The sequence below is a fragment of the Bradyrhizobium macuxiense genome, assembly GCF_001542415.1.
Taxonomy (GTDB): Bacteria; Pseudomonadota; Alphaproteobacteria; order Rhizobiales; family Xanthobacteraceae; genus Bradyrhizobium; species Bradyrhizobium macuxiense.
Window position 1 is genome coordinate 119300 of the sequence record NZ_LNCU01000106.1, and the last position, 22783, is coordinate 142082.

Consider the following 22783-nt stretch of genomic DNA (forward strand, 5'->3'; position numbering starts at 1 on the left):
TGAGGGAACGAAGTGTGTAATCCGGCGCGATCTCATCCCACCCTGGCCCTCGCGAAAGCACAACCATGACCGACCGACGTCCCTTCCTGCGTTCGATCTTCGATGCGGCGGTGGCCGCTGCGCACCCCGACGTCGTGTTGGCGTCGCGGCTGCGGCCGGTGCCGAACGGACGAGTGATCGTCCTCGCCGCCGGCAAGGGCGCCGGCGCGATGGCGGCGGCGGCCGAGCGGCACTATCTCGACACGCTCGGCCTCGATCCGGCGCGGCTGGTCGGCATCGCGACCACCCGNCCCGCCATAGCCACGGCGTGCCGACCCGGCGCATCAAGGTGGTCGAGGCCGGCCACCCGGTGCCCGATGAAGCCGGCCTGAAGGCCGCGGACGATACGTTGCGGCTGGCCGCGGAAGCGACGCTGGACGACCTGCTGCTGGTGCTGCTGACCGGCGGCGGTTCGGCGAACTGGATCGCACCGGTCCACGGCGTCAGCTTTGCACAGAAGCAGCAGGTCAACCGCGCGCTGTTGCGCTCGGGCGCGCCGATCGGCGAGATGAACACCGTCCGCAAGCACCTGTCGCGCATCAAGGGCGGGCGGCTGGCGCGCGCCGGCCAGCACGCCGCCGAGATCGTCACGCTGGCGATCTCCGACGTCCCGCATGACGATCCCTCCGCGATCGCATCGGGGCCGACGGTTCCCGATCCGACCACGCTGGCCGATGCCCGCGCCCTGGTCGCCAAATACAATCTCGCGATCGACGATGCCGTCCGCCGCGCGCTCGACGATCCCAGGAACGAAAGCTGCAAGCCCGGCGATCCCGCCTTCGCCCACGCGACCTTCGAACTGCTGGCCAAGCCGAAGGCCTCGATCGATGCCGCGGTCAGGGTCGCGCAGGACGCCGGCTACGAGACGATCGCGCTCGGCGCCGATCTCGAAGGCGAAGCCCGCGAGGTTGCCGCCGAACATGCGCGTCTCGCGTTCAAGGCCCGCAGTGAAGGCAAGCGCGTCGCCATTCTTTCCGGCGGTGAGCTGACGGTGACGGTGCGCGGCAACGGCCGCGGCGGCCCGAACCAGGAATACGCGCTGGCGCTTGCCGATCTGCTCAAGGACACGCCCAACGTCTCGGCGCTTGCCGCCGACACTGATGGTGCCGACGGCGGCGCCGGCAGCGCGACCGATCCGGCGGGCGCCATCATCGACGAGACGACATTCGCGAAGATGAAATCGATGGGCCTCGATCCCAGGGCCCATCTCGATAACAACGACGCCACCGGGTTCTTCGCGCAGACAGGAGATTTGCTGCTGACCGGGCCGACGCTGACCAACGTCAACGATGTCAGGGTGATTTTGGTCGATTGATCCACCGCTCTCTCACCGCGAGCCAACGGGTCGCAATGACGTGGCGAGGCCGGTGCGCGCTCCCTCAAAACTCCTGCGCCAGCTTCGCCAGCATCTCCAGCAGCGCGGCGTGGTTGGCAGGGCCGAGCACCTCGATCAGCCGCGCCTCGTGCTTGTTGGCGACCAGCTTCTTGGCGCGCGCCAGCACCGCGCGGCCCTTGTCGGTCAGAACCAGGATGTGGGAGCGGCGGTCGTTGGTCGAGCGCATCCGCGCGCAAAGGTCGCGGCTCTCGAGCGCATCGAGCATGGCGACGAAGTTCGGCCGCAGGATGCCGAGCGTGTTGGCGATCTCGGTCTGGTTGCGGCCGGGATTCTTGTCGAGCAGGAGCAGCACCGAGAACTGTGCCGGCGTCAGCTGCAGCGGCGCGACGCAGCGCAGGAAGTCCTCGAACACCCTGAGCTGCGCGCGCTTCAACGAATAGCCGAGCAATCCGGACAGTTCGCCCAGTTGCAGCATGCTGTCGTCCCCGGCAGGATCGACCGGTTCCCTGCGCAGGGGGCGCGGTCTGACGGCTTCGGAGGCGCTCTTGGAAACAGTCATCGCTCCAGGCTCGCTATCCCGGTACAAGGATCCCGACAACGCTCGGGGACCTTGAGATTATATTCGATAATTGTTATCAACTATATCAAACATCGGCCGCTATCAACAGCCGATATCGGTCGACCCGGCCATCACGACTGGTCGCGGCGGCCCGACGCTTAAGGGGGAGCGCTCGGTCTTGAACACGACGATCATGCTGTTCCTGCTGCAGGACGGCATCACCAATGGCGCAATCTACGCGCTGCTCGGGCTGGCCCTGGTGCTGGTGTTTGCGGTCACGCGCGTGATCCTGATCCCACAGGGCGAATTCGTCACCTATGGCGCGCTGAGCTACGCCATGCTGGCGACCGGACAGGTGCCCGGCACCGCGCAACTCGCCGTCGCGATGGGCCTCGTCGCGTTTGCCCTCGACCTGTTCTTCGCGCGCAAGGCGCTGCACGCCAGGCTCGTGATGCGCTCGGCCGCGCTCAACATCGTCTTCCCCGTCGCGCTGCTTGGCCTCACCTATGCGCTGGTCGGCCCCAACACGCCGATCGCGGTCAACATCGCGCTGGCGCTGCTGATCGTGGCGGCGATCGGCCTGTTCCTCTATCGCATCGCGTTCCAGCCGATCGCCCACACTTCGGTGCTCGTGCTGCTGATCGCCTCGGTCGGTTGCCATCTCGCGCTGCAGGGGCTTGGGCTCGTGTTCTTCGGCGCCGAAGGCTTGCGCGGCCCGGCCTTGTCGAATGCCGCGGTGACCGCGGGCCCGCTGCGCTTCACCGGCCAGAGCCTTGCGGTGTACGGCCTGACCGTCGCCTTCATCGTCGCGCTGTGGCTGTTCTTCGGCTACACCAAGACCGGCAAGGCGCTGCGCGCCACGGCCGTCAACCGCCTCGGCGCCCGCCTCGTCGGTATCCGCACCACGCTGTCGGGCCAGATCGCATTCCTGCTGGCGTCCGTGATCGGTGCGCTCTCGGGCATCCTGATCGTGCCGATCACCACGCTCTATTACGACACCGGCTTCCTGATCGGCCTGAAGGGCTTCATCGCGGCCATCATCGGCGGCCTCGTCAGCTATCCCCTGACCGCTGTTGCCGCGATCCTGGTCGGCATCGTCGAGGCCTTCTCCTCGTTCTACGCCAGCAATTTCAAGGAAGTCATCGTGTTCTTTTTGATCCTCCCGGTGCTCGTGCTGCGCTCGCTCGCCGCACCCCAGGTCGAGGAAGAGAAGGATTGAGCGCGATGACGCAGCGGCTTCCCCTCATCATCTTCGCGCTCGTCATGGCGGTGATCCCGCTCGTGCCTGACATCCCTCCGTTCTGGATCGTGCTGCTCGACAATATCGGCCTCGCTGCGCTGGTCGCGATGGGACTGGTGCTGCTCACCGGCGTCGGCGGCCTCACCTCGTTCGGACAGGCCGCGTTCTGCGGCTTCGGCGCCTATACGACGGCCGTTCTCACCACCGCCTACGGCCTATCGCCGTGGCTCACATTGCCGGCCTCGCTGCTGGTCAGCGGTATTGCAGCGGTGGTGCTCGGCATCGTCACGGTCCGGCTGTCAGGCCATTATCTGCCGCTCGGCACGATCGCCTGGGGCATCGGCCTGTTCTATCTGTTCAGCAAGCTCGAATTCCTCGGCCGCAATGACGGCATCTCCGGCATTCCGCCGCTCTCGATCGGCTCGTTCAAGATGCTGAGCCCGGATGCGATCTATTACGCGATCTGGGTCGCGGTGCTGCTTTCCGCGCTGCTGACGATGAACCTGCTGGATTCTCGCACCGGACGCGCGATCCGCGCGCTGCGGCGCGGACACGTCGCAGCCGAAGCCTTCGGCGTGCAGACGCCGCGCGCCAAGCTTCTGGTGTTCATCTATGCCGCGGTGCTGGCCGGCCTGTCGGGCTGGCTCTATGCGCATTTCCAGCGCGCCGCCAACCCGACGCCATTCGGCGCGCAGGCCGGCATCGAATATCTGTTCATCGCCGTGGTCGGCGGTGCCGGCTACGTCTGGGGCGCCGTGCTCGGCGCCGGCATCGTCGTGGTGCTGAAGGAAGTGCTGCAGAGCTATCTGCCCTACATCTTCGGCGGCCAGAGCCAGCTCGAGACCATCGTATTCGGCATCATGCTGGTGCTGCTGCTGCAGCTCGCCCCGTCGGGCGTCTGGCCGTGGCTCATGTCATGGCTGCCGTTCAAGCCGGCGCGCAAGACACCCGATACGTCGCTGAAGCTCGAACATCGCGAACGGGCGCCCGGATCATCGTCGGTGCTGCTGCATATCGAGAAGGCACGCAAGCAGTTCGGCGGCGTGATCGCCGTCAACGACGTCTCCTTCGACGTCAACGCTCGCGAGATCGTCGCGCTGATCGGTCCGAACGGTGCCGGCAAGAGCACGACCTTCAACCTGATCACTGGCGTCCTGACCGCAACCAGCGGCAAGATCTCGGTGCTCGGTAAGGAGGTCGAGAATGCGCCGCCGCAGGAGGTGGTCAAGCTCGGCGTCAGCAGAACCTTCCAGCACGTCAAGCTCGTGCCCGACATGACCGTGCTCGAAAACGTCGCGATCGGCGCGCATCTGCGTGGGAATTCGGGCGCGATCTCCAGCATGCTGCGGCTCGATCGCGCCGACGAAGCGAAGCTGCTGGCGGAGGCCGCGCGGCAGATCGAGCGCGTGGGCCTTTCCGACCAGATAGATCAGCTCGCGGGATCGTTGTCGCTCGGACAACAGCGCATCGTCGAGATCGCCCGCGCGCTGTGTGTCGATCCGATGCTGCTGCTGCTCGACGAGCCGGCCGCCGGTCTGCGTCACATGGAGAAACAGCGGCTCGCCGCGCTGCTGCGGCAATTGCGCGACGGCGGCATGTCGGTGCTGCTGGTCGAGCACGACATGGGGTTTGTCATGGACCTCGCCGACCGCATCGTGGTCCTCGATTTCGGCACCAAGATCGCGGAAGGCACGCCGGCCGCGATCAAGACCAATCCCGAGGTGATCAAGGCCTATCTCGGAGCCGCCGCATGAGCGCGCTGCTGACCGTTTCCGACGTCCATATCGCCTACGGCAAGGTCGAGGCCGTGCGCGGCGTTTCGCTCGACGTCGCCTCGAACGAGATCGTCACCATCATCGGTGCCAACGGCGCCGGCAAGACCACGCTGCTCAACGCAGTGATGGGCATCCTGCCGCTGAAGGGCCGCACGACCTTCGCCGGCATCGATCTCGCGCCGCTCGATATCGAGGACCGCGTCGCCACCGGCTTGAGCCTGGTGCCCGAGCATCGCGAATTGTTCGGCACCATGAATGTCGAGGACAATCTCGAGCTCGGCGCCTTCCGCATCGCAAGAGCGACCGCGGCCACCTCGCTGGAGCGGGTCTATGCGTTGTTTCCGCGCCTGAAGGAGCGGCGCAAGCAGCTCGCCGGCACGCTGTCCGGCGGCGAGCAGCAGATGCTCGCGATGGGCCGCGCGCTGATGGGCGCGCCGAAGCTCCTGATGCTGGACGAGCCGAGCCTCGGGCTCGCCCCGATCATCGTCGCCGATATCTTCCGCATCGTCACCGAACTCCGCACCGCCGGCGTCTCGGTGCTGCTGGTCGAGCAGAACGCGCAAGCCGCGCTGCAGATCGCCGACCGCGCCTATGTGATGGAGCTCGGCGAATTCGTGCTGAGCGGCACGGCGAAGGAAATCGCGTCCAACAAGCGCGTCGCGGCGAGCTATCTCGGCTTCCAGCACGAAGGCGAGAGCGCGATCTAGGCGTCGCTCTCGCGACGTAGTGTGAGCAAAGGCACGCTTGCGCCGGCCCCACCCTGCGTAGTCCAGCAAAAAGCCGGCCTCCTCGAAGGCCGGCTTCTCTATGTTGCAAACAACGATCGCCTACATCGCCGGAACGTACTTCCCGTCCTTCACGGTCAGCAGGATGCGCGAGCGGTCGTCGAGGCCGTAGCGGTCCTTTTCGGTCCAGTTGTAGACGCCCTGCGTGGCGACGATTTCCTTTTCCGAGATGAACGCCTGGCGGATCGCCTCGCGGAATTCCGGCGTGCCGGGCTTCGCCGTCTTCAGCGCCACCGGGATCACGCGCTTCAGCACCTCGAAGGCGTCGTAGGAGTGACCGGCAAACTGGCTGCGGCTGTTGGGACCATATTTGGCCTCATAGGCGGTGTTGAGCGCGAGGCCCGGCTTCTTGGTCAGCGCGCTGTCCGGCTGCGTTTCCGGCGACATCACCGGACCGGCCGACATGATCACACCTTCGGCGGCCGCACCCGCGATGCGGATGAAGTCCATGCTGGCGGCACCATGGGTCTGGTAGATCAGGCCCTTGTAGCCGCGCTCGCGCAATGCCGTCTGCGGCAATGCCGCGGCAGTGCCGGAGGCGCCGATCAGGATGGCGTCGGGATTAGCGGCGACGAGCTTCAGCACCTGGCCTGCGACCGAGGTGTCGGGACGCGCGAAGCGCTCCTCGTCGGTCATGATCAGGCCCATCGGCACCGCCTGCTTTTTGAAATCGTTGACCCAGAGATCGCCATAGGAATCGGAGTAGCCGATATAGCCGACGGTCTTGATGTTGTGCGCCTTCATATGCTCATACAGCACCTTGCCCATGATCGGGATCGACTGCGGCAGGTCGACGGACCACTTGGCGCGCGCCTCATTGATCGGGAATGGCGCGAGGCCGAGATGCGGAATGCCGGCCTCGTTGGCGACCGTCGACACCGCGATCGAGGGCGGCGTGGTGCAGGAGCCCATGATGATGTCGGCCTTGGACTCGGTGACGAAGCGCCGCGCATTGGTTGTCGCCGCGGTCGGGTCGCCGCCGTCATCGAGCACGATCAGCTTCAGCGGCACGCCGCCGATCTCTTTCGGCACGAAATCTAGCGCGTTGCGCTCGGGAATGCCGAGCGCCGCGGCAGGTCCCGTGGTCGAGATCGAGATACCGATGGTGATTTCATTGGTCTGCGCCAGTGCCGGCGAACCCGGCAGAGCAATGGCCGCCGCGAGCGCCGCGGCGGCGAAAGTGGCCTTCCTCATCTATTCCTCCCTGCGGATAGTTTTTTGGGTTTAAACCGATTTTGCGGGCAAATTCAGCCCCTTCTTTAGGTCATGGAGGGCCTGCGAGTCAGCCCTTCATGAAGCGGTCAATAATCTCCTGCGGGAACGGCGCCGATTTCAGTCTGTTCGGATCATCCGGGTGCCGGCCGACCAGCACCCGGGTCTCGAACGCCTCGATCGCCAGCGCCTCGCCCTTGAACACGCGGTGCACCACCTCGAAGCTCGAGCGCTTGATGCTCTCGATCCGGCTCTCGATGGTAATCCAGTCACCGTGGGTCGACGGGATGTGGAATTTCGCCCGCGTGTCGACCATGGGAATGCCGACCAGGCCGTATTTGTGGACGAGGTCCTGCTTCGAACAACCGGCTGCTTCGAACATGATCGAGGTCGAGTCGTCGAACATCGCGAAGTAGCGTGGGTAGTAGACGATGTTGGCGGGGTCGCAATCGCCCCACTGGATCTGCACGCTGCGCCGGTTGACGAACATGGTTCTATCCTCGATCACACCACGATCCTGTCGATCCCGATCATGCTTTAGCGCGGCGCCATCCGAAGCGCGGCATCGAGCCGCACCACTTCGCCGTTCAGATAGGGATTGTCGATCATGTGCAGCGCCAGCGAAGCGAACTCGTCGACCTGGCCGAGCCGGCGCGGGAACGGGATCGCGGCGGCAAGCGAATCCTGCGCCTCCTGCGGCAGGCCGGCGAGCAGCGGCGTCATGAACAGGCCGGGCGCGATGGTCAGCACGCGGATGCCGAACTGGGCAAGCTCGCGCGCGATCGGCAGCGTCATCGCGACGATGCCGCCCTTCGAGGCCGAATACGCCGCCTGCCCGATCTGACCGTCATAGGCGGCAACAGAGGCGGTGCTGATCACGACGCCGCGCTCGCCCGTTGCAAGCGGTTCAAGCTTGGTCATGTCAGCGGTCGCAAGCCGCAGCATGTTGAAGGAGCCGATCAAGTTGACCTTGATCACCTTGTCGAAGTCGGCAAGCGCCATCGGCCCCTCGCGGCCGATCACGCGCTTTGCAACCCCGATGCCGGCGCAGTTCACCAGCACGCGCGCCGGGCCGTGCGCCTTGGCAGCTTGCGTGACCGCGGCCTCGGCGGCGGCTGCATCGGCCACGTCGCAGACCAGCGGAATGCCGCCGATCTCGGCCGCCACGCTCTCGGCGAACTTGGCGTTGAGGTCGCAGACCGCGACCTTGGCGCCCTGCGCAGCCAGCCGACGCGCGGTCGCTGCACCCAATCCCGATGCGCCTCCGGTGACGATGGCGGCCTGGTCCTTCAACTGCATGGCGGTTCTCCTCTTTGAAATCAGGCTAGCGTGATGACGGATGCCGGCGGCACCGGCGCATAGAGCGTTTCGATCAGGCCGCTGCGATGCTCCAGCACCGCGCGCTGGTTGATCGAGCCTTTGTCGGTGACCTCGCCGCGATCGATCGACAGCGGGGTGTCGAGCAGGATCGCACGCGTGATACGGTTCGACGAACCGGTGGCGCTGCCGAAAAATCGCGCGAAGCGTTCGCGGAAGGCCGCGCGCACCTTGGGATCGGCAGCGGCCACAGCGATATCGTTGGCCGTAAGCTCCGGGTTGATCAGGCGGCAGCCGTCGAGATCGAGGATCACGATCGCCGAGATCTCGTCGCGGTTGAGCCCTGCGATCACGACATCGCGCACCAGCGGCGCGCAGGTGCCGACGAAGCGCGCCCGCAACGGACCGACGCTGACCCAGGTGCCGCTCGCGAGCTTGAAGTCTTCGGCAATACGGCCGTCGAAGTCGAAGCCGGCATCGAAATTGTTGGGGTCGGCGGGCTTCAGGGCGTCACCGAACTTGTAGAAGCCCTCTTCGTCAAAAGCCTTCGCGGTCAGCTCCGGCTGGCGCCAGTAGCCCGGCGTGACGTTGGGCCCCTTGGCACGCACCTCCAGCTTGCCGTTGTTCGGCAAAAGCTTCGCGTCATTGCCTGAGACCGGAAGGCCGACATGGCCGGAACGGCTGGTGTCGGGACGCACCGACATGAAGAATGGCGAAGTTTCAGTGGCGCCGAGCCCGGTCAGCATCGGGACCCGATAGCCCTTCTCCTGCACCGCGAGCGCATCGAGGCTGTTCCAGACGAACGGCGACAGCGCCGCGCCGGAGAAGAACATCGCGTGCAGCCGGTCGAAGAATTTTGCCCGCAAGCCTGCATCGTCGCGCAGATAAGGCAGCAGCGATTCATAACCCTTGGGCACGTTGAAATAGACCGTCGGCGAAATCTCCCGCAGGTTCCGCACGGTCTCCTCGATGCCGCCGGGCATCGGCTTGCCCTCGTCGAGATACATCGAGCCGCCATTGTAGAGCGTGAGTCCGATATTGTGGTTGCCGCCGAAGGTGTGATTCCACGGCAGCCAGTCGACGATGACAGGCGGCTCGTCCTTCAGGAACGCCAGCGTCTCGCGCAGCATCACCTGGTTGGCGCAGATCATCCGCTGCGTGTTGATGACCGCCTTGGGATTGCCCGTCGACCCTGACGTAAGCAGGAATTTTGCGATCGTATCCGGACCGATTGCTTCATGGACAGCGTCGAGGCGCGGATCTTCCGGCGCCGCCAAGAGATCGGCGAGTCGGCTGACATCACGGCGGGGCACGGCACCGCGGCTTGCCGCGATCTCGACACCCGCAGGCACGTTCGCGACCAAGGCATCCGCGAACTTGTCGGCGTCATCGACGAAGACGAGGCCCGGCGTGAGCAGCTTGATGAGGAAATTGAGTTTGCCATAGTCGCGCGACACCAGCGAATAGGCCGGCGAGACCGGACAGAACGGGATGCCGCCATAAAGCGCGCCGAAGGCGATCAGCGCATGGTCCACCGAATTGCCCGACAGGATCACGATCGGCCGCTCGGCCGACAATCCGCGCGCGATCAGCGCCGACGCAATGCGTCGCGTCGTCTCCAGCAGTTGCGCGTAGGTGATCTGCCTCCAGCCGCCACCGGCGCTGCGCTCGGCCATGAACACGCGATTCGGCTCGGCCTTGGCCCAGTGATGCAGGCGGTCCATGATGCGGACGGGATAGTCGGCAAGCTTCACCTTTGGGCGAAGATAGATCGTGCCGTCGGCGCGGCGCTCGACCGTGACCTCGGGATTGCCGAACGAGATCGGGCGCAGCGGATGTACGCCGGCGGCGGTCGCGGACACACTCGTATCTGGCTCGGCGCTCATGTCGGCTTCACCTTGGCGGTCTTGCGATCAAGGAATGCGCGGATACGCCGCTTGGCTTCCTTGTCGCTCTGCGCGACGGTTGCCATCAGGGATTCCATCAGCAACCCGGTCTGCGGATTGGCCTCGGCGATCATCGGCAATGCCTGCAGCACGGCGAAATTGGTCAGCGGCGCGTTGGCCGCGACGCGCTCGGCAAGCTCGAGCGCCTTCTTCAATGAACCGCCGGGCTCGGTGAGATATTGCGAGAAGCCGTAAGAAGCCCCTTCGGTCGCGGAATAGACGCGGCCCGTCAGCATCATGTCGGCCATCCGCGGCACGCCGATCAGCCGCGGCAGCCGCACCGATCCGCCGCCGCCGACGAAGATGCCGCGCTGACCCTCCGGCAGCGCGAAATAGGCCGAAGGTTCGGCAACGCGGATATGCGCCGCACAAGCCAGCTCGAGCCCGCCGCCGATCACCGCGCCCCGCAGCGCGGCGATGACAGGCACGCGGCAATACTGGATGCGGTCGAACACGCGATGCCACATCTGGGAGTGGACCAGCCCCTCGGTCGCATCGCGTTCGGTCAGTTCGGAGAGATCGAGGCCGGAGGAGAAGTGATCGCCGATGCCGTGGATGACGACGGCACCGACGGTGTCGGGAACGGCGGAAAAGCAGTCCTGCAGCGCAAGGATGATGCCGTCATTCAGCGCGTTGCGCTTGGCGGGACGGTTGAGGCCCACGGTTAGCACCGCGCCGGCCTGTTCGATCTTCAGCAGCGATGCATCGCTCGCGGCGGCGTTTCCCATGGCGTTATTGTTTCCTGCTTAGAATAGTTATGTTTTATAACTATCATCGCAAGAGTCAATACGGGTGTCTCCCTGGACTTGGCGCCCCTGCACACCCGTCGTCCTGAGGCGCACGCGTAGCAAGCCTCGAAGGGCGAACGGCCCGACTGGTGGCCGTCGTGCTTCGAGACGGTCGCAATCGCTGCCTCCTCAGCATGACGGGAACGGAATTCGAATGCGATCACACTGAGCGGCTCATAACACCTGATGCACGTCGATCACGACGCGGTCGGCGTGGCGGGCGGCGGAGGCGATGAAGATGTGCTCCATCAGCCAACGGTACCTTTCGGCACCGGTCTCGAACTTCGGCACGGTGCGGAAATAGATCAGCTTCGGATCGACCGGCTCGCCGCGCTTCAGTTTCTGCAGCAGGTCGACCGGTCCGAACCGGATGCCCTTGTTCTCGACATAGACCACGGCGCCATCGTCGGTCTCGAAGGCATATTTCGCCTCCAGCTCGATCAGTTCGTTGGGCCGGATGATCTGGAAGTCGGCGCCGAAGGCGAGCACCTTGCCGCTGACATTCTCACCTTTCACCTCGCCACCGATGATCGGGATGATGCGGCGAACGCCGGTTCCGATGTCGCCGGCGGAGGTGACGTCGGCGATGCGCGCGGTGATGGTGAAGACGTAGCGGGTCTGGATTTCGGGCGCCATCGTGAGCTCATTCATTTAGGCATGATCCCTGTCGGATCATGCCTAGCCAATCATGCGTTGCGGCAGCCAGGTCGCGAGCAGCGGGAACAGGATCAGGATCACCAGCCGGATCAGGTCGGTGAGCACGAAGGGCAGCACACCGGCAAAGATCGTCGACATGTTGACGTCCTTGATCACGCTCTTGATCACGAAGACGTTCATGCCGACCGGCGGATGGATCAGGCCGAGCTCGACCGTCATCACGATGATGATGCCGAACCAGATCGGATCGAAGCCGAGCGAGGTAACCACCGGGAACACGATCGGCACGGTGAGGATCACCATCGCCATCGCGTCCATCAGGCAGCCCAGCACGATATACATCAAGAGGATCAGCGCCAGCACGCCGTAGGGACCGATGCCGAGCCCGGTGAGGAACTCGGTAGCGTTCTGCGGCGTCTGGGTGATGGTGAGGAAGTAGCCGAAGCAGAGCGCACCGATCAGCACCGTAAACACCGCCGCCGCGGTGCGGGTCGCCTGCAACAGGGATTGCAGGATGCCGTCCCTGGTGAGCCTGCCGCGGAGGATGCCGATGATGAAGGCGCCGACCGCACCGACTGCGCCTGCCTCGGTCGGGACGAAGAATCCGCCATAGAGGCCGCCGATCACGAACAGGAACAGCAGCAGCGGCGACCAGACATCGCGCAGCGCCAGGAAGCGTTCGTGCCATGAGGCCTTTTTCCCCGCGGGCAGGAATCCGGGCCGCGTCACGCCGATGATGCCGATCGTGATCATGTGCATCACGATCGCGAGCAGGCCTGGGATCACGCCGGCGATGAACAGCTTGCCAATGTCCTGCTGGGTGATGATGCCATAGACCGCGAGCACCGTGGATGGCGGCAGCATGGCTCCGAGCGTGCCACCGACGGCGATGACGCCGGTCGAGAACGACTGCGGATAGCCGAAGCGGCGCATCTCGGGATAGGCCACCGCTGAGAATGTCGCTGCGGTTGCGACGGACGAGCCCGAGATCGCGGCAAAGCCGCCGCAGGCGGCGATGGTCGCGATGCCGAGCCCGCCCTTCCAGTGGCCGACGAAGGTGTTGGCGGCGCGGAACAGCTCGCGGCTGATGCCGGAGACGGACACGAAGGCGCCCATCAGCAGAAACATCGGGATCACGCCGAAGGAATAGTCCGTCACCGTGCGCATCGTGGTCTGGCCGACCAGTTTCAGCGCCGGCTCGAAACCGGTGAGGTAGCCAAAGCCGGTGATGCCGACGAGGCCCATCGCCATGCCGACGGGCACGCGCAGCAGCATCAGCGCGAACAGAGCGACAAAGCCAATGACGGCAACAGACTCGGGGCTCATTGCCGTCTACTCCGCAGTCTTGATCTTGGCATCGTGGATGTCTTCCGGATGGAAGATCAGCCGGTAGGTGCGGATCGCGATCAGCAGCACCGCGGAGACGTCGCCGATCCACGACACCAGAAAGAACGGCCAGACCGGCACACCGAGATCCATGGTGACGATGTGGCTGTTCCTGGTGTCGATCACCTTGTCGACCAGCGTGTAGGTCTGCACCGTGACGACGAACAGCAGCACCAGCGTCGCGAAGATGTCGATCCAGCGCTGGTAGCGCGGCGAGGCGTTGGCCCACACCAGGTCCACCGTGATGTGGGTGCCGCGATAGCTGGTCGCGGCGATCCCCCAGAAGATCAGGATGCCGAGCAGGAACTGACCGAAATTGTAGTAGTCCGGGATCGTCACCGAGAAGAACTTACGCATGAACACCGCGGTGAAGGTGTTGAGCGCGACGACGCCGACGAAGAACGCAGCGACCCATTCGATGGAATCGATGAAGCGGTCCATGAAATTCTTGCGGACCGGCTCGGGTGGACCGGTAATGACGCCGTCTTCGGTCACTTCGGGATTGGCAGCCATGATGTCGGACTATCGCTGTCAGAAACCGTCATTCCGGGGCGCTCGCAAAGCGGGCGAACCCGGAATCTTGAGATGATTGCAGGAGATTCCGGGTTCGCGCTCGCGCGCGCCCCCGGAATGACGAAATTTAGAACCCCGCGTCGTATTTCTTCAACGTCGCCTGCAGATCGGCCGCAATCTTCTCCGGATCGCCGCCGGCCTTCTTGACCGCCTCGGCCCAGCTGTCGTGCAGCGGCTTGACCGCCTTCTTCCACTCGCCGAGTTGGTCCGGCGTCAACTGATAGACCTCATGCCCCGGCAGCGCCTTCATCTTGGTGCGGCCGTTGGCCTCGAACTCGGTCCAGGGGTCGGTGACCTTCGATGCCCATTCCGGCGTGCAGTGATCGTCGATCACTTTCTTCTGGGCATCCGACATCGAGTTATATTTGGCGAGGTTCATGTTGTAGGTGAACACGGTCGTGTAGAGCGGCACGTCCATGTGGTACTTCACCACCTTGTCGATGCCGAACAGGAAGATCGAGCCCCAGGGGAAGGTGATCTCGTCGGCCACGCCACGCTCGATGGCGTCGCGCGATTCCGGCGCGGAGGCTTGCACATTGGTGCCGCCGAACATCTTCACCATCTCGCCGATCGTGCTCTGCGCGGGGCGAACCTTCACGCCATTGAGATCGCTCGGCAGCAGGATCTTCTTCTTGCCGTGCAGCGCGCCCGGATCGTGGATGAAGGCGAAGCAGAGCTTGGTGTCCTTCATCTCGGTCGGCGCGTATTTGTGGTACCACTCGTTCAGCGCCAGCGTGCCCTTCTTGCCGTCGGAGAACTCGAACGGAAGCTGGCCCGCGGCTGCGATCGGGAATCGGCCGGGCTGATAGCCGGGATTGACGTAGGTGACGTCGGCGATGCCGTCGCGCGCCATGTCGTAGTGATCGAACGCCTTGCCGAGCTGTTCCGACGGGAACACGGTGACCTTGATGGTGCCGCCCGAGGCCTTTTCGATATCGGCGGCCCAGGCCTGCGTCGCGGGAACCAGCGGGTGCGCCGGCGGCACCCACAGCGACACTTTGAGATTGACGGTCTTGTCCTGTGCCTGGGCAGGCACAACGGCCGGCGTGACACAAGCGGTCACGAGCAGCGCCAACAACGCCTTCTTCATTCGATCTCCTCCTCTCCATGATGGCGGGCTTTGCGCCCGGTCTCGTTACTTAACATGTTATATAATTTGCACGTTTGATCAAGACGAAATCCACCTGCCGGACAGCCGGTCGCACTACCCGACAAGCGGCCGAATCGGCCTCTTGCATTGCGGCAAATATAGTTGCTTGAGCAAACATGCTTTGCGACGACTGTTATATGATATAATTACCAAGGCAAGCTGACACGGCTGCCCGCGGGCTGCCGGTTCGGCCAAGCCTACAGTATCGGGAGGAGCGGGTATTGCGGACAAAAGTAGCAATCATAGGCGCAGGCCCGGCCGGACTGTTGCTTGGGCAACTACTTCATACTTTCGGCGTAGATAACATCATTCTGGAGCGGCAGACGCCGGACTATGTGCTGGGGCGGATCCGCGCCGGCCTGCTCGAGGAGGGCACGGTGTCCCTGCTCGACAAGGTCGGCGCCGGCGCCCGGCTGCATCATGAGGGCCTAGTCCATCACGGCGTCGAACTGGCGTTCGGCGGCGCGCGACACCGCATCGACATGCACGGCCTGACCGGCAAGACCGTGACGATCTACGGCCAGACCGAGGTTACGCTCGACCTGATGAATATCCGCCAGGCCGCCGGCCTGACCTCGATCTACTCAGCCGCCGACGTCAAGCCGCACGATTTCGATACCGATCATCCGCGCGTCACCTACGTCAGGGACGGCGTCACCCACGAGATCGCCTGCGATTTCATCGCCGGCTGCGACGGCTTCCATGGCATCAGCCGCGCCAGCGTGCCGGCGTCGGCGATCACGAGCTATGAGCGGGTCTACCCGTTCGGCTGGCTCGGCATTCTCTCGGAGACGCCCCCGGTCTCGCCCGAGCTGATCTACAACAACCACGAGCGCGGCTTTGCGCTCTGCACGATGCGCTCGACTCATCGCAGCCGCTATTACGTGCAGTGCCCGCTCGACGATCATGTCGACCAATGGTCGGACGAGCGGTTCTGGAACGAACTGAAAAGCCGCCTCGACCAGAAGGCGGCCGACGAGATCGTCACCGGCCCCTCGATCGAGAAGAGCATCGCGCCGCTGCGCAGCTTCGTGGCCGAACCGATGCGGTTCGGCCGGATGTTCCTGGCCGGCGACGCTTCGCATATCGTGCCGCCGACCGGCGCCAAGGGACTGAACCTCGCCGCCAGTGACGTACATTACCTCTCGCAGGCGTTACGCGAATATTACGACGAGAAATCCTCGGCCGGCCTTGATGGCTACTCCGCAAAGGCGCTGGCGCGGGTCTGGAAGGCGGTGCGGTTCTCGTGGTGGATGACCTCGATGCTGCACAAGTTCCCCGACGAGGGCGAATTCGCCGCGCGCATCCAGATCGCCGAGCTAGACTATCTGGTGAGCTCAAAGGCCGCATCGACCTCGCTGTCGGAGAATTATGTCGGGCTGCCGTTCTAAAGCGCGATGAGATTGGGCTGAATCGTCATCGCGCTTTAGCTCTTTGTTTGACCATGATCTTTTCGGAAAACCGCTTCACACTTTTCCGGATCATGCCTTAGGCGGTCGGTCGCTGACGCTTTTGTCGAGCAGCATCCTCTCCGCAATTTCGGTCGTCATACCCCGCGCATACGGGGTATCCAGTGCGCCGCGGCTTCTCGATTCATGCCGTACGGCCTCTGGAATACTGGATCGCCCGGTCCCGTCTACGCCAAGGCTTCGACGAGGCTCCGGGCCCTTGGCACGCCGAAGCTTTAGCGAAGGCGGCAAGTCGGGCGACGACAGCAAAGATGTGGCGACGAGCCGTGCCGCTTTCAAACACCTAAGCAAATCCCGTTTAAAACTTTGTAGGCGGTGAAACTGTCACCGACATCGCGTTCAATGGCGCAAACGAAACGCCAATTCGCGAGCTGCATATGAGCACCGAAACATCAGTCGCCGACATACCCGCGGGCTTCGCGCCGCTTTTTCGAAAGAGTCCGCTCACGGAGCCCTGGCAGCCGCTCTACGAAAAGCGGACCGACAAGGCCGTCATCATCGGCCTGCGGCTGGCCAGGCCGCACACCAACGCCCGCGGCTTGATCCATGGCGGATTGATCGCGGCGCTTTCAGACAACGCGATGGGCTATAGCTGCGGCCAGGCGACCGGCTGGACGACTTCGTTCGTGACGATCTCGCTCGCGGTCGATTTCGTCGGCACGGCCAATATCGGTCAGTGGCTCTCGATCGAAAGCGATGTGATCAAGACCGGCAGCACGATCTGCTTCGCGCAAAGCCTGATCAAGGCCGACGGCGTGACGATCGCACGCGCCAACGGCACGTTCCGCGTGGTGCCGAAGAAGGAGCCGGTGAGCTAAAGCGCTTTCAAGCGAAGCGGGCACCGGTTCGCGTCAGGAAAACGCGCCGGACAAGGGTCTAGCCGAAATGCCAATCATCGATCTCGGTGACGAGATCGATGAAGGTGCGCACCTTGGCCGACAACAGCCGTGAGGTCGGATAGACGATGTGGATCGGCAGCGCCGGCTGCTCGAACTCCGCCAGCACGATCCTGAGCCGGCCGGCCTTCAGCGACTCGGCCGCCTGATAGGCCAGCACCCGGGTCAGCCCTCCGTCCTGCTCGGCATACTGGATGGCGGCATCCGCGCTGTTGCTCGCAAAGCGCGGCGAACTCGCGACCCGGATCTCGTGGCCGTCCTCCACAAAGCGCCAGTCAGGCGCTGCGGTCATGGCGCCGAACTGGATCATATCATGCGCTGCGACGTCGGCAGGCCGCTTCGGTTCACCGCGCGCCTTGAGGTAGCCGGGCGATGCCACGACAATGCGCCGCATCTCGCCGACATGCCGCGCCACCAGGGTCGAATCGGGCAGATGGCCGATCCTGACCGCGGCATCGACGCCATCCTCCACGAGGTTGATCATGCGATCCGACAGACGCAGATCGACGCCGACGTCGGGATAGCGCTTCAGATAGGCGGTCACAACCGGGCTGACATGCAGCCGGCCGAAACCGACCGGGGCCGAGATCACCAGCCGGCCCTCGGGGCGCGTGCGCTCGCCCTCGACGGCATCTTCGGCCTCCTCGACATCGGCAAGGATCCGCCGCGCCCGCTCCAGATAGCGCGAGCCAGCGTCGGTCAGCGTCACCTGCCGCGTGGTCCGCTGCAGCAGCCGGGCGCCGAGCCGCTCCTCCAGCGCCGCAATCAGCCGGGTGACGGCTGACGGCGAGAGGCCCAGCTTCCGCGCCGCCGGCGCGAAGCCCTCGAGGTCGGCCACCGCGACGAAGGCCTGCATGGCGTCGAGACGATCCATATGGAATATTGCATAATCCGCAACAGTGAAGTGTCAACTCACAAGATTGCTTACTGCACGGAAATGACCATCTTCGGCGAGCAGGACGACCGCTTTGGCGCCCATGACGGGAGGCTCAGATGTCAGACGTTCACACCTATTCCAGCGATGTCGCATTCACTCCGGCCGTGAAGGCGATCCAGGCCCGCAAGGGGTCGCGCGAATCCTATGCCCAAGTCGAGGCGCGCGGCGGCTGGCGTACCGAGATCGATGAGAACCTCGCCGCCTTCCTCGCCAACGCCAACAGCTTCTACTTCGCGACCGCCTCCGCCGACGGGCAACCCTACATCCAGCATCGCGGCGGACCGAAGGGCTTCATCAAGGTGCTCGACAAGAGCACGATCGCGTTCACCGATTTCGGCGGCAACCGGCAGTACATCACCCAGGGCAATCTGTCGGAGAATACGAAGGCGTATATCTTCGTGATGGACTATGCGCATCGCCGCCGCGTCAAGCTGTGGGGCGAGGCGCGCGCGGTGGAAGACGATCCGGCGCTGACGCGGGCATTGATGCCGCAGGGCTACCGGGCGCGGCCGGAGCAGGTGATCCTGTTCAAGATCGCGGCGTGGGATACCAACTGCCCGCAGCACATCCCGCAGAAGTTTGATGCAGCCGATGTCGCCGCCGCACTTGCGACGCGCGACGCGCGCATCGCCGAGCTCGAGGCGGAGCTGGCCGCACTGAAGGGCCAGCCCGCCCCCACCGCAGCAAGCTAGGCGGCCTGCTGCAGCGGCGCCCAGGCGAATTCCGGGTAATATTGCAGCATCATCCGGTCGACATAGGCGGTGAGATTTTCGAACTTCTCGGCGCGTTCGCGGAGCGGCGATTCGAAGAATGGCGTGAGGATTCCGGCCAGTGCGCCGAACGCGGTGGCGTCGGTGCCGCAGGGCGTATCGCCCATCAGATACGCCTTGTCGCCGAGCTGCACCGACAGCGCGAACAGGGAGCGTATCGCGAGGTCGACATCCTCGTCGGGCGCGTGGCGGCCGAGGCCGCTGAGCAGATAATTCTCGGCGACGCGGAACTGGGCATCCTCACGCATCTTGTCGCGCATGTGATCGGGCGCGCCGTCGAAGAAATGCGCCGGCCCCTTGTTGAAATTCGCATCGTCGACCCAGCGCGCGCCGACCAGCGCCCAGTAGACGTGATGCTCGATCATGCGCTCGAAGGCCCAGGCCTGCGCGCGCGCCTGCAGGCTTAGCGGCGCGTCGAAATCGAAGCCGTATTTGCCCTCGATATGGGCGCGGATGAAGGTCGAATCGGCGATGGTTTCGCCGTCATCGGCGATGAAGGGCAATTGCCCCTTGGGTGACGCCGGCGGCATCGCCTTTTCCTTGCGATAGTCGAGCCCGGCCATCTTGAGCTGGACCTCGGTCTTGGTCACGAAGGGGCTGATTTCCGGCAAGCCGAAGCCCGTGCCAAAGCCAAAAAGCGTAATCATCCGAAGCTCCCGATGCCTGTGGTCGTGAATTGAAGCTAGCGCGCCCCTGCTGCCACCATGGTGTCAGCAGTAGTGGCATTCACTGTCGAGCGGGCCGACGGGTGCGAGGCGGCGAACCGCCTCGCGAACCCGTTTGGCCACCCGTGCCCGCCCGTAAGACCAGGCCGCAACGACCGACTGTGCGATCAGCGCGACCAGGGCCCAGCGCAGATCGCCGGAGGTGGAGTAGACTGTAACAAGCTGTTCCAGCGCGAACGTCTGCGCACGCTGGAAACCGAGTTCGTCTAGATTTGCCATGGACAAATTCCCTTCACTTGAGATGTTGTCCTGGTATAGCCCCCACCTGCTGCCAACATGCTGTCAGCAGCAGTGACACGGGACGCGAAAAGACGACGCGCCACGAGCCCCGAGATCCGCCAAGAGAATTGCCAAGAACGTTGCCAAGAGAGCTGCCATGAGACGCGCCGACCGGCTGTTTCAGATCATCCAGGTGCTCCGCCGCACCCGAAAGCCTTTGACCGCGGATGCGATCGCGGCCGAGCTCGAGACATCCAAGCGCACGATCTATCGCGACATCGCGACCCTGATCGAGCAGCGGGTGCCGATCCGCGGCGAGGCCGGCATGGGTTACATCCTGGAGAAGGGCTTCGACCTGCCGCCGCTGATGCTGACACCTGACGAGATCGAGGCCTGCGTGCTCGGCGCGCAATGGGTGGTCGGCCACGCCGATCCGGCGCTGGCGCGCGCGGCCGAAGACCTGATGGCCAAGATCGCCGAGACCGTGCCCGACCGCCTGCGGCCGTTCGTGCTGGAGCCCGCAAGCCGCGCCCGCTCCGCCTGGAACCGGGAGCCTGATCGCATCGACATGGTCAAGACGCGCAGCCAGATCCACGAAGGCAAGAAGATCACGCTGAACTACCGCGACGAGCACGGCCGCGACAGCGAGCGCACGATCTGGCCGATCGCGGTCGGCTATCACGAGGCGGTGCGGCTGCTCGCGGCCTGGTGCGAGCTGCGCAAGGATTTCCGCAGCTTCCGCACCGACCGGGTCGTCGCCGCGATCTATCACGACGAGAAATATCCGGAGCGGCGCGACCTGCTCAGGGCGCGATGGCGACGCAGCCTGGTCTGGGAAGCGCCGAGGGATACGTGATGGCCACGGACGCAATCGACGCCGGCCCCTGCCAGTCCTGCGGCGCCTGCTGCAGCTATTCGGAGAACTGGCCGCGCTTCACGATCGAGGACGACGAGCAGCTCGACCTGATCCCGACGCAATTCGTCAATGCGCGGCAGTCCGGCATGCGTTGCGAGGGCGACCGATGCGCGGCGCTGTCAGGGAAGATCGGAGTGGCGACGCGCTGCGACGTCTATGCGGTGCGGCCGGAGGTGTGCCGGACCTGCATGCCCGGCGACGCCGAATGCGCGATGGCGCGGCGGCGCCACGGACTGCCCGTGATCTGAGGCGGCGTCGCGGGCCTGCCTCAGGCCGTCACGGTCTGCGTAGCGTCTTCGTCGTCGAGCTCCTCGTCGACGATCGGCGCAAAGGTCGAGAGCGGCTTGGTCGACAGCGTGATCGGCTTGCGGCCGCCATGCGAGGTCGTCGTGGCGCGCGCCGGCTCACGCGACAGCGCGTACAGCGTCGATCCGACACGGCCGCCGTGATTGACCAGCTCCCACTCGCTGCAGCTCGACGCGATCGCCACCGCGAGTGCGTGCAGGTGGCTGCGGCGATAACAAAACAGCGCCAGTCGTGCCCGGACGTCGGGCGCGACGTTGGCGACCAAGAGCGAAAGGCCGTTGGGATTGGCGCGGTACATCTGGCCGAGCAGGTCGTCCGCAACCGGGCAGGCATCGCTCTCGAAGGCGTCGCGGCTTGAAAACATTTGCAAATCCCCCTCAGTCGCGAAGATGCCGCGCAATTCTCTAACGAAAGGTTAACCACGGCTTCCGGTCGTCTCCGGGGATGCTTGCGCGTTGCACGCGAATCACATCCGCGCGCCCCGCGCAGCACGGCTGGTTCGCATCAGGCTTGAGGGAAACGGGTTCGCGCGAACCGCTCAGTTCGCGGCCATGTAGAGCGACAGCGCGAAGCCGGTGAGGTGATGCAGCGCCTGATCGACCCCGATCAGGGTCCAGAACCAGGGATGCCCGGATTCCAGCGTCACGCCGAAACGCGAGGCGCAGATTCCCTTGGCGCGATCGACGATGATGTGGATGACGAAGTCGACGAAGGCGACGTACCAGAAGCGCGGCGCGACGACGAGGATCAGGACCAGGGCGACCGCGAGATGCACGAGGCAATGCGCGAGCAGCGGCAGCGCCCAGCCGGTCTTCTGGTCCTTGCCGATCGCCATCCAGGCGTTCTGCAACATGAAGTCGGCGATGATGTGCTTCGCGGTGAGAAGCAACATCCATCCCACCAGGGCCCCAACCGCGACCGACGATGACATGGATGGAAACAACAAGCTGACGCCCTTTAGTGGGATGAATGTGATCGCAAGGAAATCCGGGTCAGACCGTCAGCACAATGTCGCAAACCGAAGCGTGTCTCATTTATGACATCTCCAGCGCCGGAATGCACCTGCCGGCCATCCGAAAATCACATGGCGTGTTCCGATGGCGATAGTGGCGATCGTCATGCGGCATCGGGCGCAGACCGGGACCCAATGCTCCGCGGCGGCGGATTGCAGGCGGGGCTCTCCGTTCGTCGTCCCGGCGAAAGCCGGGACCCAAACGCCGCGGCGGATGTTGTAAACGGTGCTCGTCGTTCCGGCGCTGATTAACAATAACCATTTGTGGTTATGGGTCCCGGCCTTCGCCGGGACGACAGCGAATGTGTGCGCGATTTCGTGAGTCATACATCCGTGTTCTCGCGACACGATCTGTCCGAGCTTTGCGTGTCGTTTCGCCGCTCTGAGGACAGAGGGCGCAGGGAAAGCCGGGTGCCGATCGCACCCATGGGTCCCGCGCAATCTCAACCCAACACCCGTGACGATCGCGACGCGCCCCTCAATCGGGTGAGCCGGGCGGATTCGTGCCACTGGGTTGCCGGACGGCGAAAGCGGAATATTTTTCGCAAGCCGACTGGACACCATGAATCGCATTGAAAAATTTGAAGAAATTAGCCTTTGCGCGCAGGTCAAGAGCAGCACTTGGCCGTCAATTCAGTCCCGGCAGCGCTGTTGCTATTCCGGCGATAGCACTGAAGACGACAACCACGAGCGGCGGCGCACGCCACACCGTGAGCAGGACGAAGCCGACCAGTGCTATCCCGAAATCGCGCGGGCCGAGGACCGAGCTG

24 protein-coding genes and 2 pseudogenes are annotated in these 22783 nt (G+C 64.3%); 10 read left to right on the forward strand and 16 right to left on the reverse strand.

Annotation, left to right across the window (positions count from 1 at the left end):
- Nucleotides 1-65 precede the first annotated feature (65 nt).
- Together AS156_RS45170 and AS156_RS31630 are read left to right on the forward strand one after the other, a co-directional pair.
- The coding region (locus tag AS156_RS45170) for a DUF4147 domain-containing protein (protein WP_245313161.1) at nucleotides 66-289 on the forward strand (224 nt) is incomplete at its 3' end.
- Between the two features lies 1 nt (nucleotide 290).
- Nucleotides 291-1354 (forward strand): annotated as a pseudogene (locus AS156_RS31630) (glycerate kinase type-2 family protein); the annotation flags it as partial.
- 64 nt (nucleotides 1355-1418) lie between these two features.
- Here the strand turns inward: AS156_RS31630 and AS156_RS31635 are convergent.
- The gene (locus tag AS156_RS31635; RefSeq protein WP_066513136.1) at nucleotides 1419-1934 is read right to left on the reverse strand and encodes a MarR family winged helix-turn-helix transcriptional regulator; all 516 of its coding nucleotides are present in this window, start codon (nucleotides 1932-1934) and stop codon (nucleotides 1419-1421) included.
- A gap of 178 nt (nucleotides 1935-2112) precedes the next feature.
- Between AS156_RS31635 and AS156_RS31640 the strand changes: the two genes are divergently transcribed.
- From AS156_RS31640 to AS156_RS31650, 3 genes are read left to right on the forward strand one after another with little or no spacing between them, the layout of a single operon-like run.
- Nucleotides 2113-3153: a branched-chain amino acid ABC transporter permease gene (locus tag AS156_RS31640; RefSeq protein ID WP_066513138.1), complete on the forward strand. Its 1041-nt coding sequence runs from the start codon at nucleotides 2113-2115 to the stop codon at nucleotides 3151-3153.
- Between the two features lie 5 nt (nucleotides 3154-3158).
- Entirely contained in the window at nucleotides 3159-4928 is a 1770-nt protein-coding gene (locus AS156_RS31645; RefSeq protein ID WP_066513140.1) for a branched-chain amino acid ABC transporter ATP-binding protein/permease, read from the forward strand.
- Nucleotides 4925-5656, forward strand: a complete 732-nt coding sequence (locus tag AS156_RS31650) for an ABC transporter ATP-binding protein (protein WP_066513141.1) — start codon at nucleotides 4925-4927, stop codon at nucleotides 5654-5656. The genes AS156_RS31645 and AS156_RS31650 overlap by 4 nt, the downstream gene beginning before the upstream one ends.
- 120 nt (nucleotides 5657-5776) lie before the next feature.
- Here AS156_RS31650 and AS156_RS31655 read toward each other — a convergent pair whose 3' ends face one another.
- From AS156_RS31655 to AS156_RS31695, 9 genes are all read right to left on the reverse strand, one after another.
- Nucleotides 5777-6928 carry an ABC transporter substrate-binding protein gene (locus AS156_RS31655; RefSeq protein ID WP_066513142.1) on the reverse strand — a complete coding sequence of 384 codons (1152 nt, stop codon included), beginning with the start codon at nucleotides 6926-6928 and terminating at the stop codon, nucleotides 5777-5779.
- 88 nt (nucleotides 6929-7016) lie between these two features.
- Complete coding sequence (locus AS156_RS31660; protein WP_066513144.1) at nucleotides 7017-7436, reverse strand: acyl-CoA thioesterase; 420 nt, start codon at nucleotides 7434-7436, stop codon at nucleotides 7017-7019.
- 47 nt (nucleotides 7437-7483) lie between these two features.
- On the reverse strand, nucleotides 7484-8245 hold the full coding sequence (locus tag AS156_RS31665) for an SDR family NAD(P)-dependent oxidoreductase (protein WP_066513146.1): 762 nt from the start codon (nucleotides 8243-8245) through the stop codon (nucleotides 7484-7486).
- A gap of 20 nt (nucleotides 8246-8265) precedes the next feature.
- A complete protein-coding gene (locus AS156_RS31670) occupies nucleotides 8266-10149 on the reverse strand; it encodes a feruloyl-CoA synthase (RefSeq protein ID WP_066513148.1) in 1884 nt (627 codons plus the stop codon).
- Nucleotides 10146-10937, reverse strand: coding sequence for a crotonase/enoyl-CoA hydratase family protein (locus AS156_RS31675; protein WP_066513151.1), 792 nt, complete (start codon nucleotides 10935-10937; stop codon nucleotides 10146-10148). Before AS156_RS31675 ends, AS156_RS31670 begins: the two co-directional genes overlap by 4 nt.
- Nucleotides 10938-11171: 234 nt before the next feature.
- Nucleotides 11172-11633 carry a DUF3237 domain-containing protein gene (locus AS156_RS31680; protein ID WP_066513294.1) on the reverse strand — a complete coding sequence of 154 codons (462 nt, stop codon included), beginning with the start codon at nucleotides 11631-11633 and terminating at the stop codon, nucleotides 11172-11174.
- Nucleotides 11634-11675: 42 nt separating this feature from the next.
- The gene (locus AS156_RS31685; RefSeq protein WP_066513153.1) at nucleotides 11676-12980 is read right to left on the reverse strand and encodes a TRAP transporter large permease; all 1305 of its coding nucleotides are present in this window, start codon (nucleotides 12978-12980) and stop codon (nucleotides 11676-11678) included.
- Between the two features lie 6 nt (nucleotides 12981-12986).
- Nucleotides 12987-13553, reverse strand: coding sequence for a TRAP transporter small permease (locus AS156_RS31690; RefSeq protein WP_066513155.1), 567 nt, complete (start codon nucleotides 13551-13553; stop codon nucleotides 12987-12989).
- Nucleotides 13554-13680: 127 nt separating this feature from the next.
- A complete protein-coding gene (locus AS156_RS31695) occupies nucleotides 13681-14703 on the reverse strand; it encodes a TRAP transporter substrate-binding protein (protein WP_066513156.1) in 1023 nt (340 codons plus the stop codon).
- 281 nt (nucleotides 14704-14984) lie between these two features.
- On the opposite strand from AS156_RS31695, the gene pobA reads away from it, so the two are divergent.
- Both pobA and AS156_RS31705 read left to right on the forward strand, forming a co-directional pair.
- Nucleotides 14985-16154 carry a 4-hydroxybenzoate 3-monooxygenase gene (pobA, locus tag AS156_RS31700; RefSeq protein WP_066513158.1) on the forward strand — a complete coding sequence of 390 codons (1170 nt, stop codon included), beginning with the start codon at nucleotides 14985-14987 and terminating at the stop codon, nucleotides 16152-16154.
- A gap of 455 nt (nucleotides 16155-16609) precedes the next feature.
- Nucleotides 16610-17050, forward strand: a complete 441-nt coding sequence (locus tag AS156_RS31705; RefSeq protein WP_066513159.1) for a PaaI family thioesterase — start codon at nucleotides 16610-16612, stop codon at nucleotides 17048-17050.
- Nucleotides 17051-17108: 58 nt separating this feature from the next.
- Here AS156_RS31705 and AS156_RS31710 read toward each other — a convergent pair whose 3' ends face one another.
- Nucleotides 17109-18002, reverse strand: a complete 894-nt coding sequence (locus AS156_RS31710) for a LysR family transcriptional regulator (protein ID WP_066513162.1) — start codon at nucleotides 18000-18002, stop codon at nucleotides 17109-17111.
- Nucleotides 18003-18121: 119 nt separating this feature from the next.
- Between AS156_RS31710 and AS156_RS31715 the strand changes: the two genes are divergently transcribed.
- Nucleotides 18122-18757 (forward strand): pyridoxamine 5'-phosphate oxidase family protein, encoded by a 636-nt coding sequence (locus AS156_RS31715; protein WP_066513164.1) that lies wholly within the window; start codon nucleotides 18122-18124, stop codon nucleotides 18755-18757.
- Here the strand turns inward: AS156_RS31715 and AS156_RS31720 are convergent.
- Nucleotides 18754-19482, reverse strand: a complete 729-nt coding sequence (locus AS156_RS31720; protein WP_066513166.1) for a glutathione S-transferase family protein — start codon at nucleotides 19480-19482, stop codon at nucleotides 18754-18756. The two genes, AS156_RS31715 and AS156_RS31720, sit on opposite strands and share 4 nt — an antisense overlap.
- Before the next feature lie 63 nt (nucleotides 19483-19545).
- On the reverse strand, nucleotides 19546-19779 hold the full coding sequence (locus tag AS156_RS31725; protein ID WP_066513167.1) for a hypothetical protein: 234 nt from the start codon (nucleotides 19777-19779) through the stop codon (nucleotides 19546-19548).
- A 157-nt stretch (nucleotides 19780-19936) separates the two neighbouring features.
- Between AS156_RS31725 and AS156_RS31730 the strand changes: the two genes are divergently transcribed.
- Entirely contained in the window at nucleotides 19937-20635 is a 699-nt protein-coding gene (locus AS156_RS31730) for a helix-turn-helix transcriptional regulator (RefSeq protein WP_066513168.1), read from the forward strand.
- The gene (locus tag AS156_RS31735; protein WP_066513297.1) at nucleotides 20635-20943 is read left to right on the forward strand and encodes a YkgJ family cysteine cluster protein; all 309 of its coding nucleotides are present in this window, start codon (nucleotides 20635-20637) and stop codon (nucleotides 20941-20943) included. Before AS156_RS31730 ends, AS156_RS31735 begins: the two co-directional genes overlap by 1 nt.
- A gap of 20 nt (nucleotides 20944-20963) precedes the next feature.
- Here the strand turns inward: AS156_RS31735 and AS156_RS31740 are convergent, their stop codons facing one another.
- From AS156_RS31740 to AS156_RS45175, 3 genes and pseudogenes are all read right to left on the reverse strand, one after another.
- Nucleotides 20964-21365, reverse strand: a complete 402-nt coding sequence (locus AS156_RS31740) for a hypothetical protein (protein ID WP_066513172.1) — start codon at nucleotides 21363-21365, stop codon at nucleotides 20964-20966.
- A gap of 174 nt (nucleotides 21366-21539) precedes the next feature.
- A complete protein-coding gene (locus tag AS156_RS31745) occupies nucleotides 21540-21893 on the reverse strand; it encodes a DUF3307 domain-containing protein (protein WP_201456132.1) in 354 nt (117 codons plus the stop codon).
- Nucleotides 21894-22641: 748 nt separating this feature from the next.
- Nucleotides 22642-22783, reverse strand: a pseudogene (locus tag AS156_RS45175) (chromate transporter); the annotation flags it as partial.

Bases quoted from the DNA above. Each gene is read 5' to 3' on its own strand.
- AS156_RS31695 (WP_066513156.1), bottom strand. From the start codon at position 14,703: ATGAAGAAGGCGTTGTTGGCGCTGCTCGTGACCGCTTGTGTCACGCCG.
- AS156_RS31635 (WP_066513136.1), bottom strand. From the start codon at position 1,934: ATGACTGTTTCCAAGAGCGCCTCCGAAGCCGTCAGACCGCGCCCCCTG.
- AS156_RS31740 (WP_066513172.1), bottom strand. From the start codon at position 21,365: ATGTTTTCAAGCCGCGACGCCTTCGAGAGCGATGCCTGCCCGGTTGCG.
- AS156_RS31710 (WP_066513162.1), bottom strand. From the start codon at position 18,002: ATGGATCGTCTCGACGCCATGCAGGCCTTCGTCGCGGTGGCCGACCTC.
- AS156_RS31665 (WP_066513146.1), bottom strand. From the start codon at position 8,245: ATGCAGTTGAAGGACCAGGCCGCCATCGTCACCGGAGGCGCATCGGGA.
- AS156_RS31735 (WP_066513297.1), top strand. From the start codon at position 20,635: ATGGCCACGGACGCAATCGACGCCGGCCCCTGCCAGTCCTGCGGCGCC.
- AS156_RS31650 (WP_066513141.1), top strand. From the start codon at position 4,925: ATGAGCGCGCTGCTGACCGTTTCCGACGTCCATATCGCCTACGGCAAG.
- AS156_RS31670 (WP_066513148.1), bottom strand. From the start codon at position 10,149: ATGAGCGCCGAGCCAGATACGAGTGTGTCCGCGACCGCCGCCGGCGTA.
- AS156_RS31705 (WP_066513159.1), top strand. From the start codon at position 16,610: ATGAGCACCGAAACATCAGTCGCCGACATACCCGCGGGCTTCGCGCCG.
- AS156_RS31685 (WP_066513153.1), bottom strand. From the start codon at position 12,980: ATGAGCCCCGAGTCTGTTGCCGTCATTGGCTTTGTCGCTCTGTTCGCG.
- AS156_RS31675 (WP_066513151.1), bottom strand. From the start codon at position 10,937: ATGGGAAACGCCGCCGCGAGCGATGCATCGCTGCTGAAGATCGAACAG.
- AS156_RS31680 (WP_066513294.1), bottom strand. From the start codon at position 11,633: ATGGCGCCCGAAATCCAGACCCGCTACGTCTTCACCATCACCGCGCGC.
- AS156_RS31655 (WP_066513142.1), bottom strand. From the start codon at position 6,928: ATGAGGAAGGCCACTTTCGCCGCCGCGGCGCTCGCGGCGGCCATTGCT.
- AS156_RS31720 (WP_066513166.1), bottom strand. From the start codon at position 19,482: ATGATTACGCTTTTTGGCTTTGGCACGGGCTTCGGCTTGCCGGAAATC.
- AS156_RS31690 (WP_066513155.1), bottom strand. From the start codon at position 13,553: ATGGCTGCCAATCCCGAAGTGACCGAAGACGGCGTCATTACCGGTCCA.
- AS156_RS31660 (WP_066513144.1), bottom strand. From the start codon at position 7,436: ATGTTCGTCAACCGGCGCAGCGTGCAGATCCAGTGGGGCGATTGCGAC.
- AS156_RS31745 (WP_201456132.1), bottom strand. From the start codon at position 21,893: ATGTTGCTTCTCACCGCGAAGCACATCATCGCCGACTTCATGTTGCAG.
- AS156_RS31730 (WP_066513168.1), top strand. From the start codon at position 19,937: ATGAGACGCGCCGACCGGCTGTTTCAGATCATCCAGGTGCTCCGCCGC.
- AS156_RS31715 (WP_066513164.1), top strand. From the start codon at position 18,122: ATGTCAGACGTTCACACCTATTCCAGCGATGTCGCATTCACTCCGGCC.
- AS156_RS31645 (WP_066513140.1), top strand. From the start codon at position 3,159: ATGACGCAGCGGCTTCCCCTCATCATCTTCGCGCTCGTCATGGCGGTG.
- AS156_RS31725 (WP_066513167.1), bottom strand. From the start codon at position 19,779: ATGGCAAATCTAGACGAACTCGGTTTCCAGCGTGCGCAGACGTTCGCG.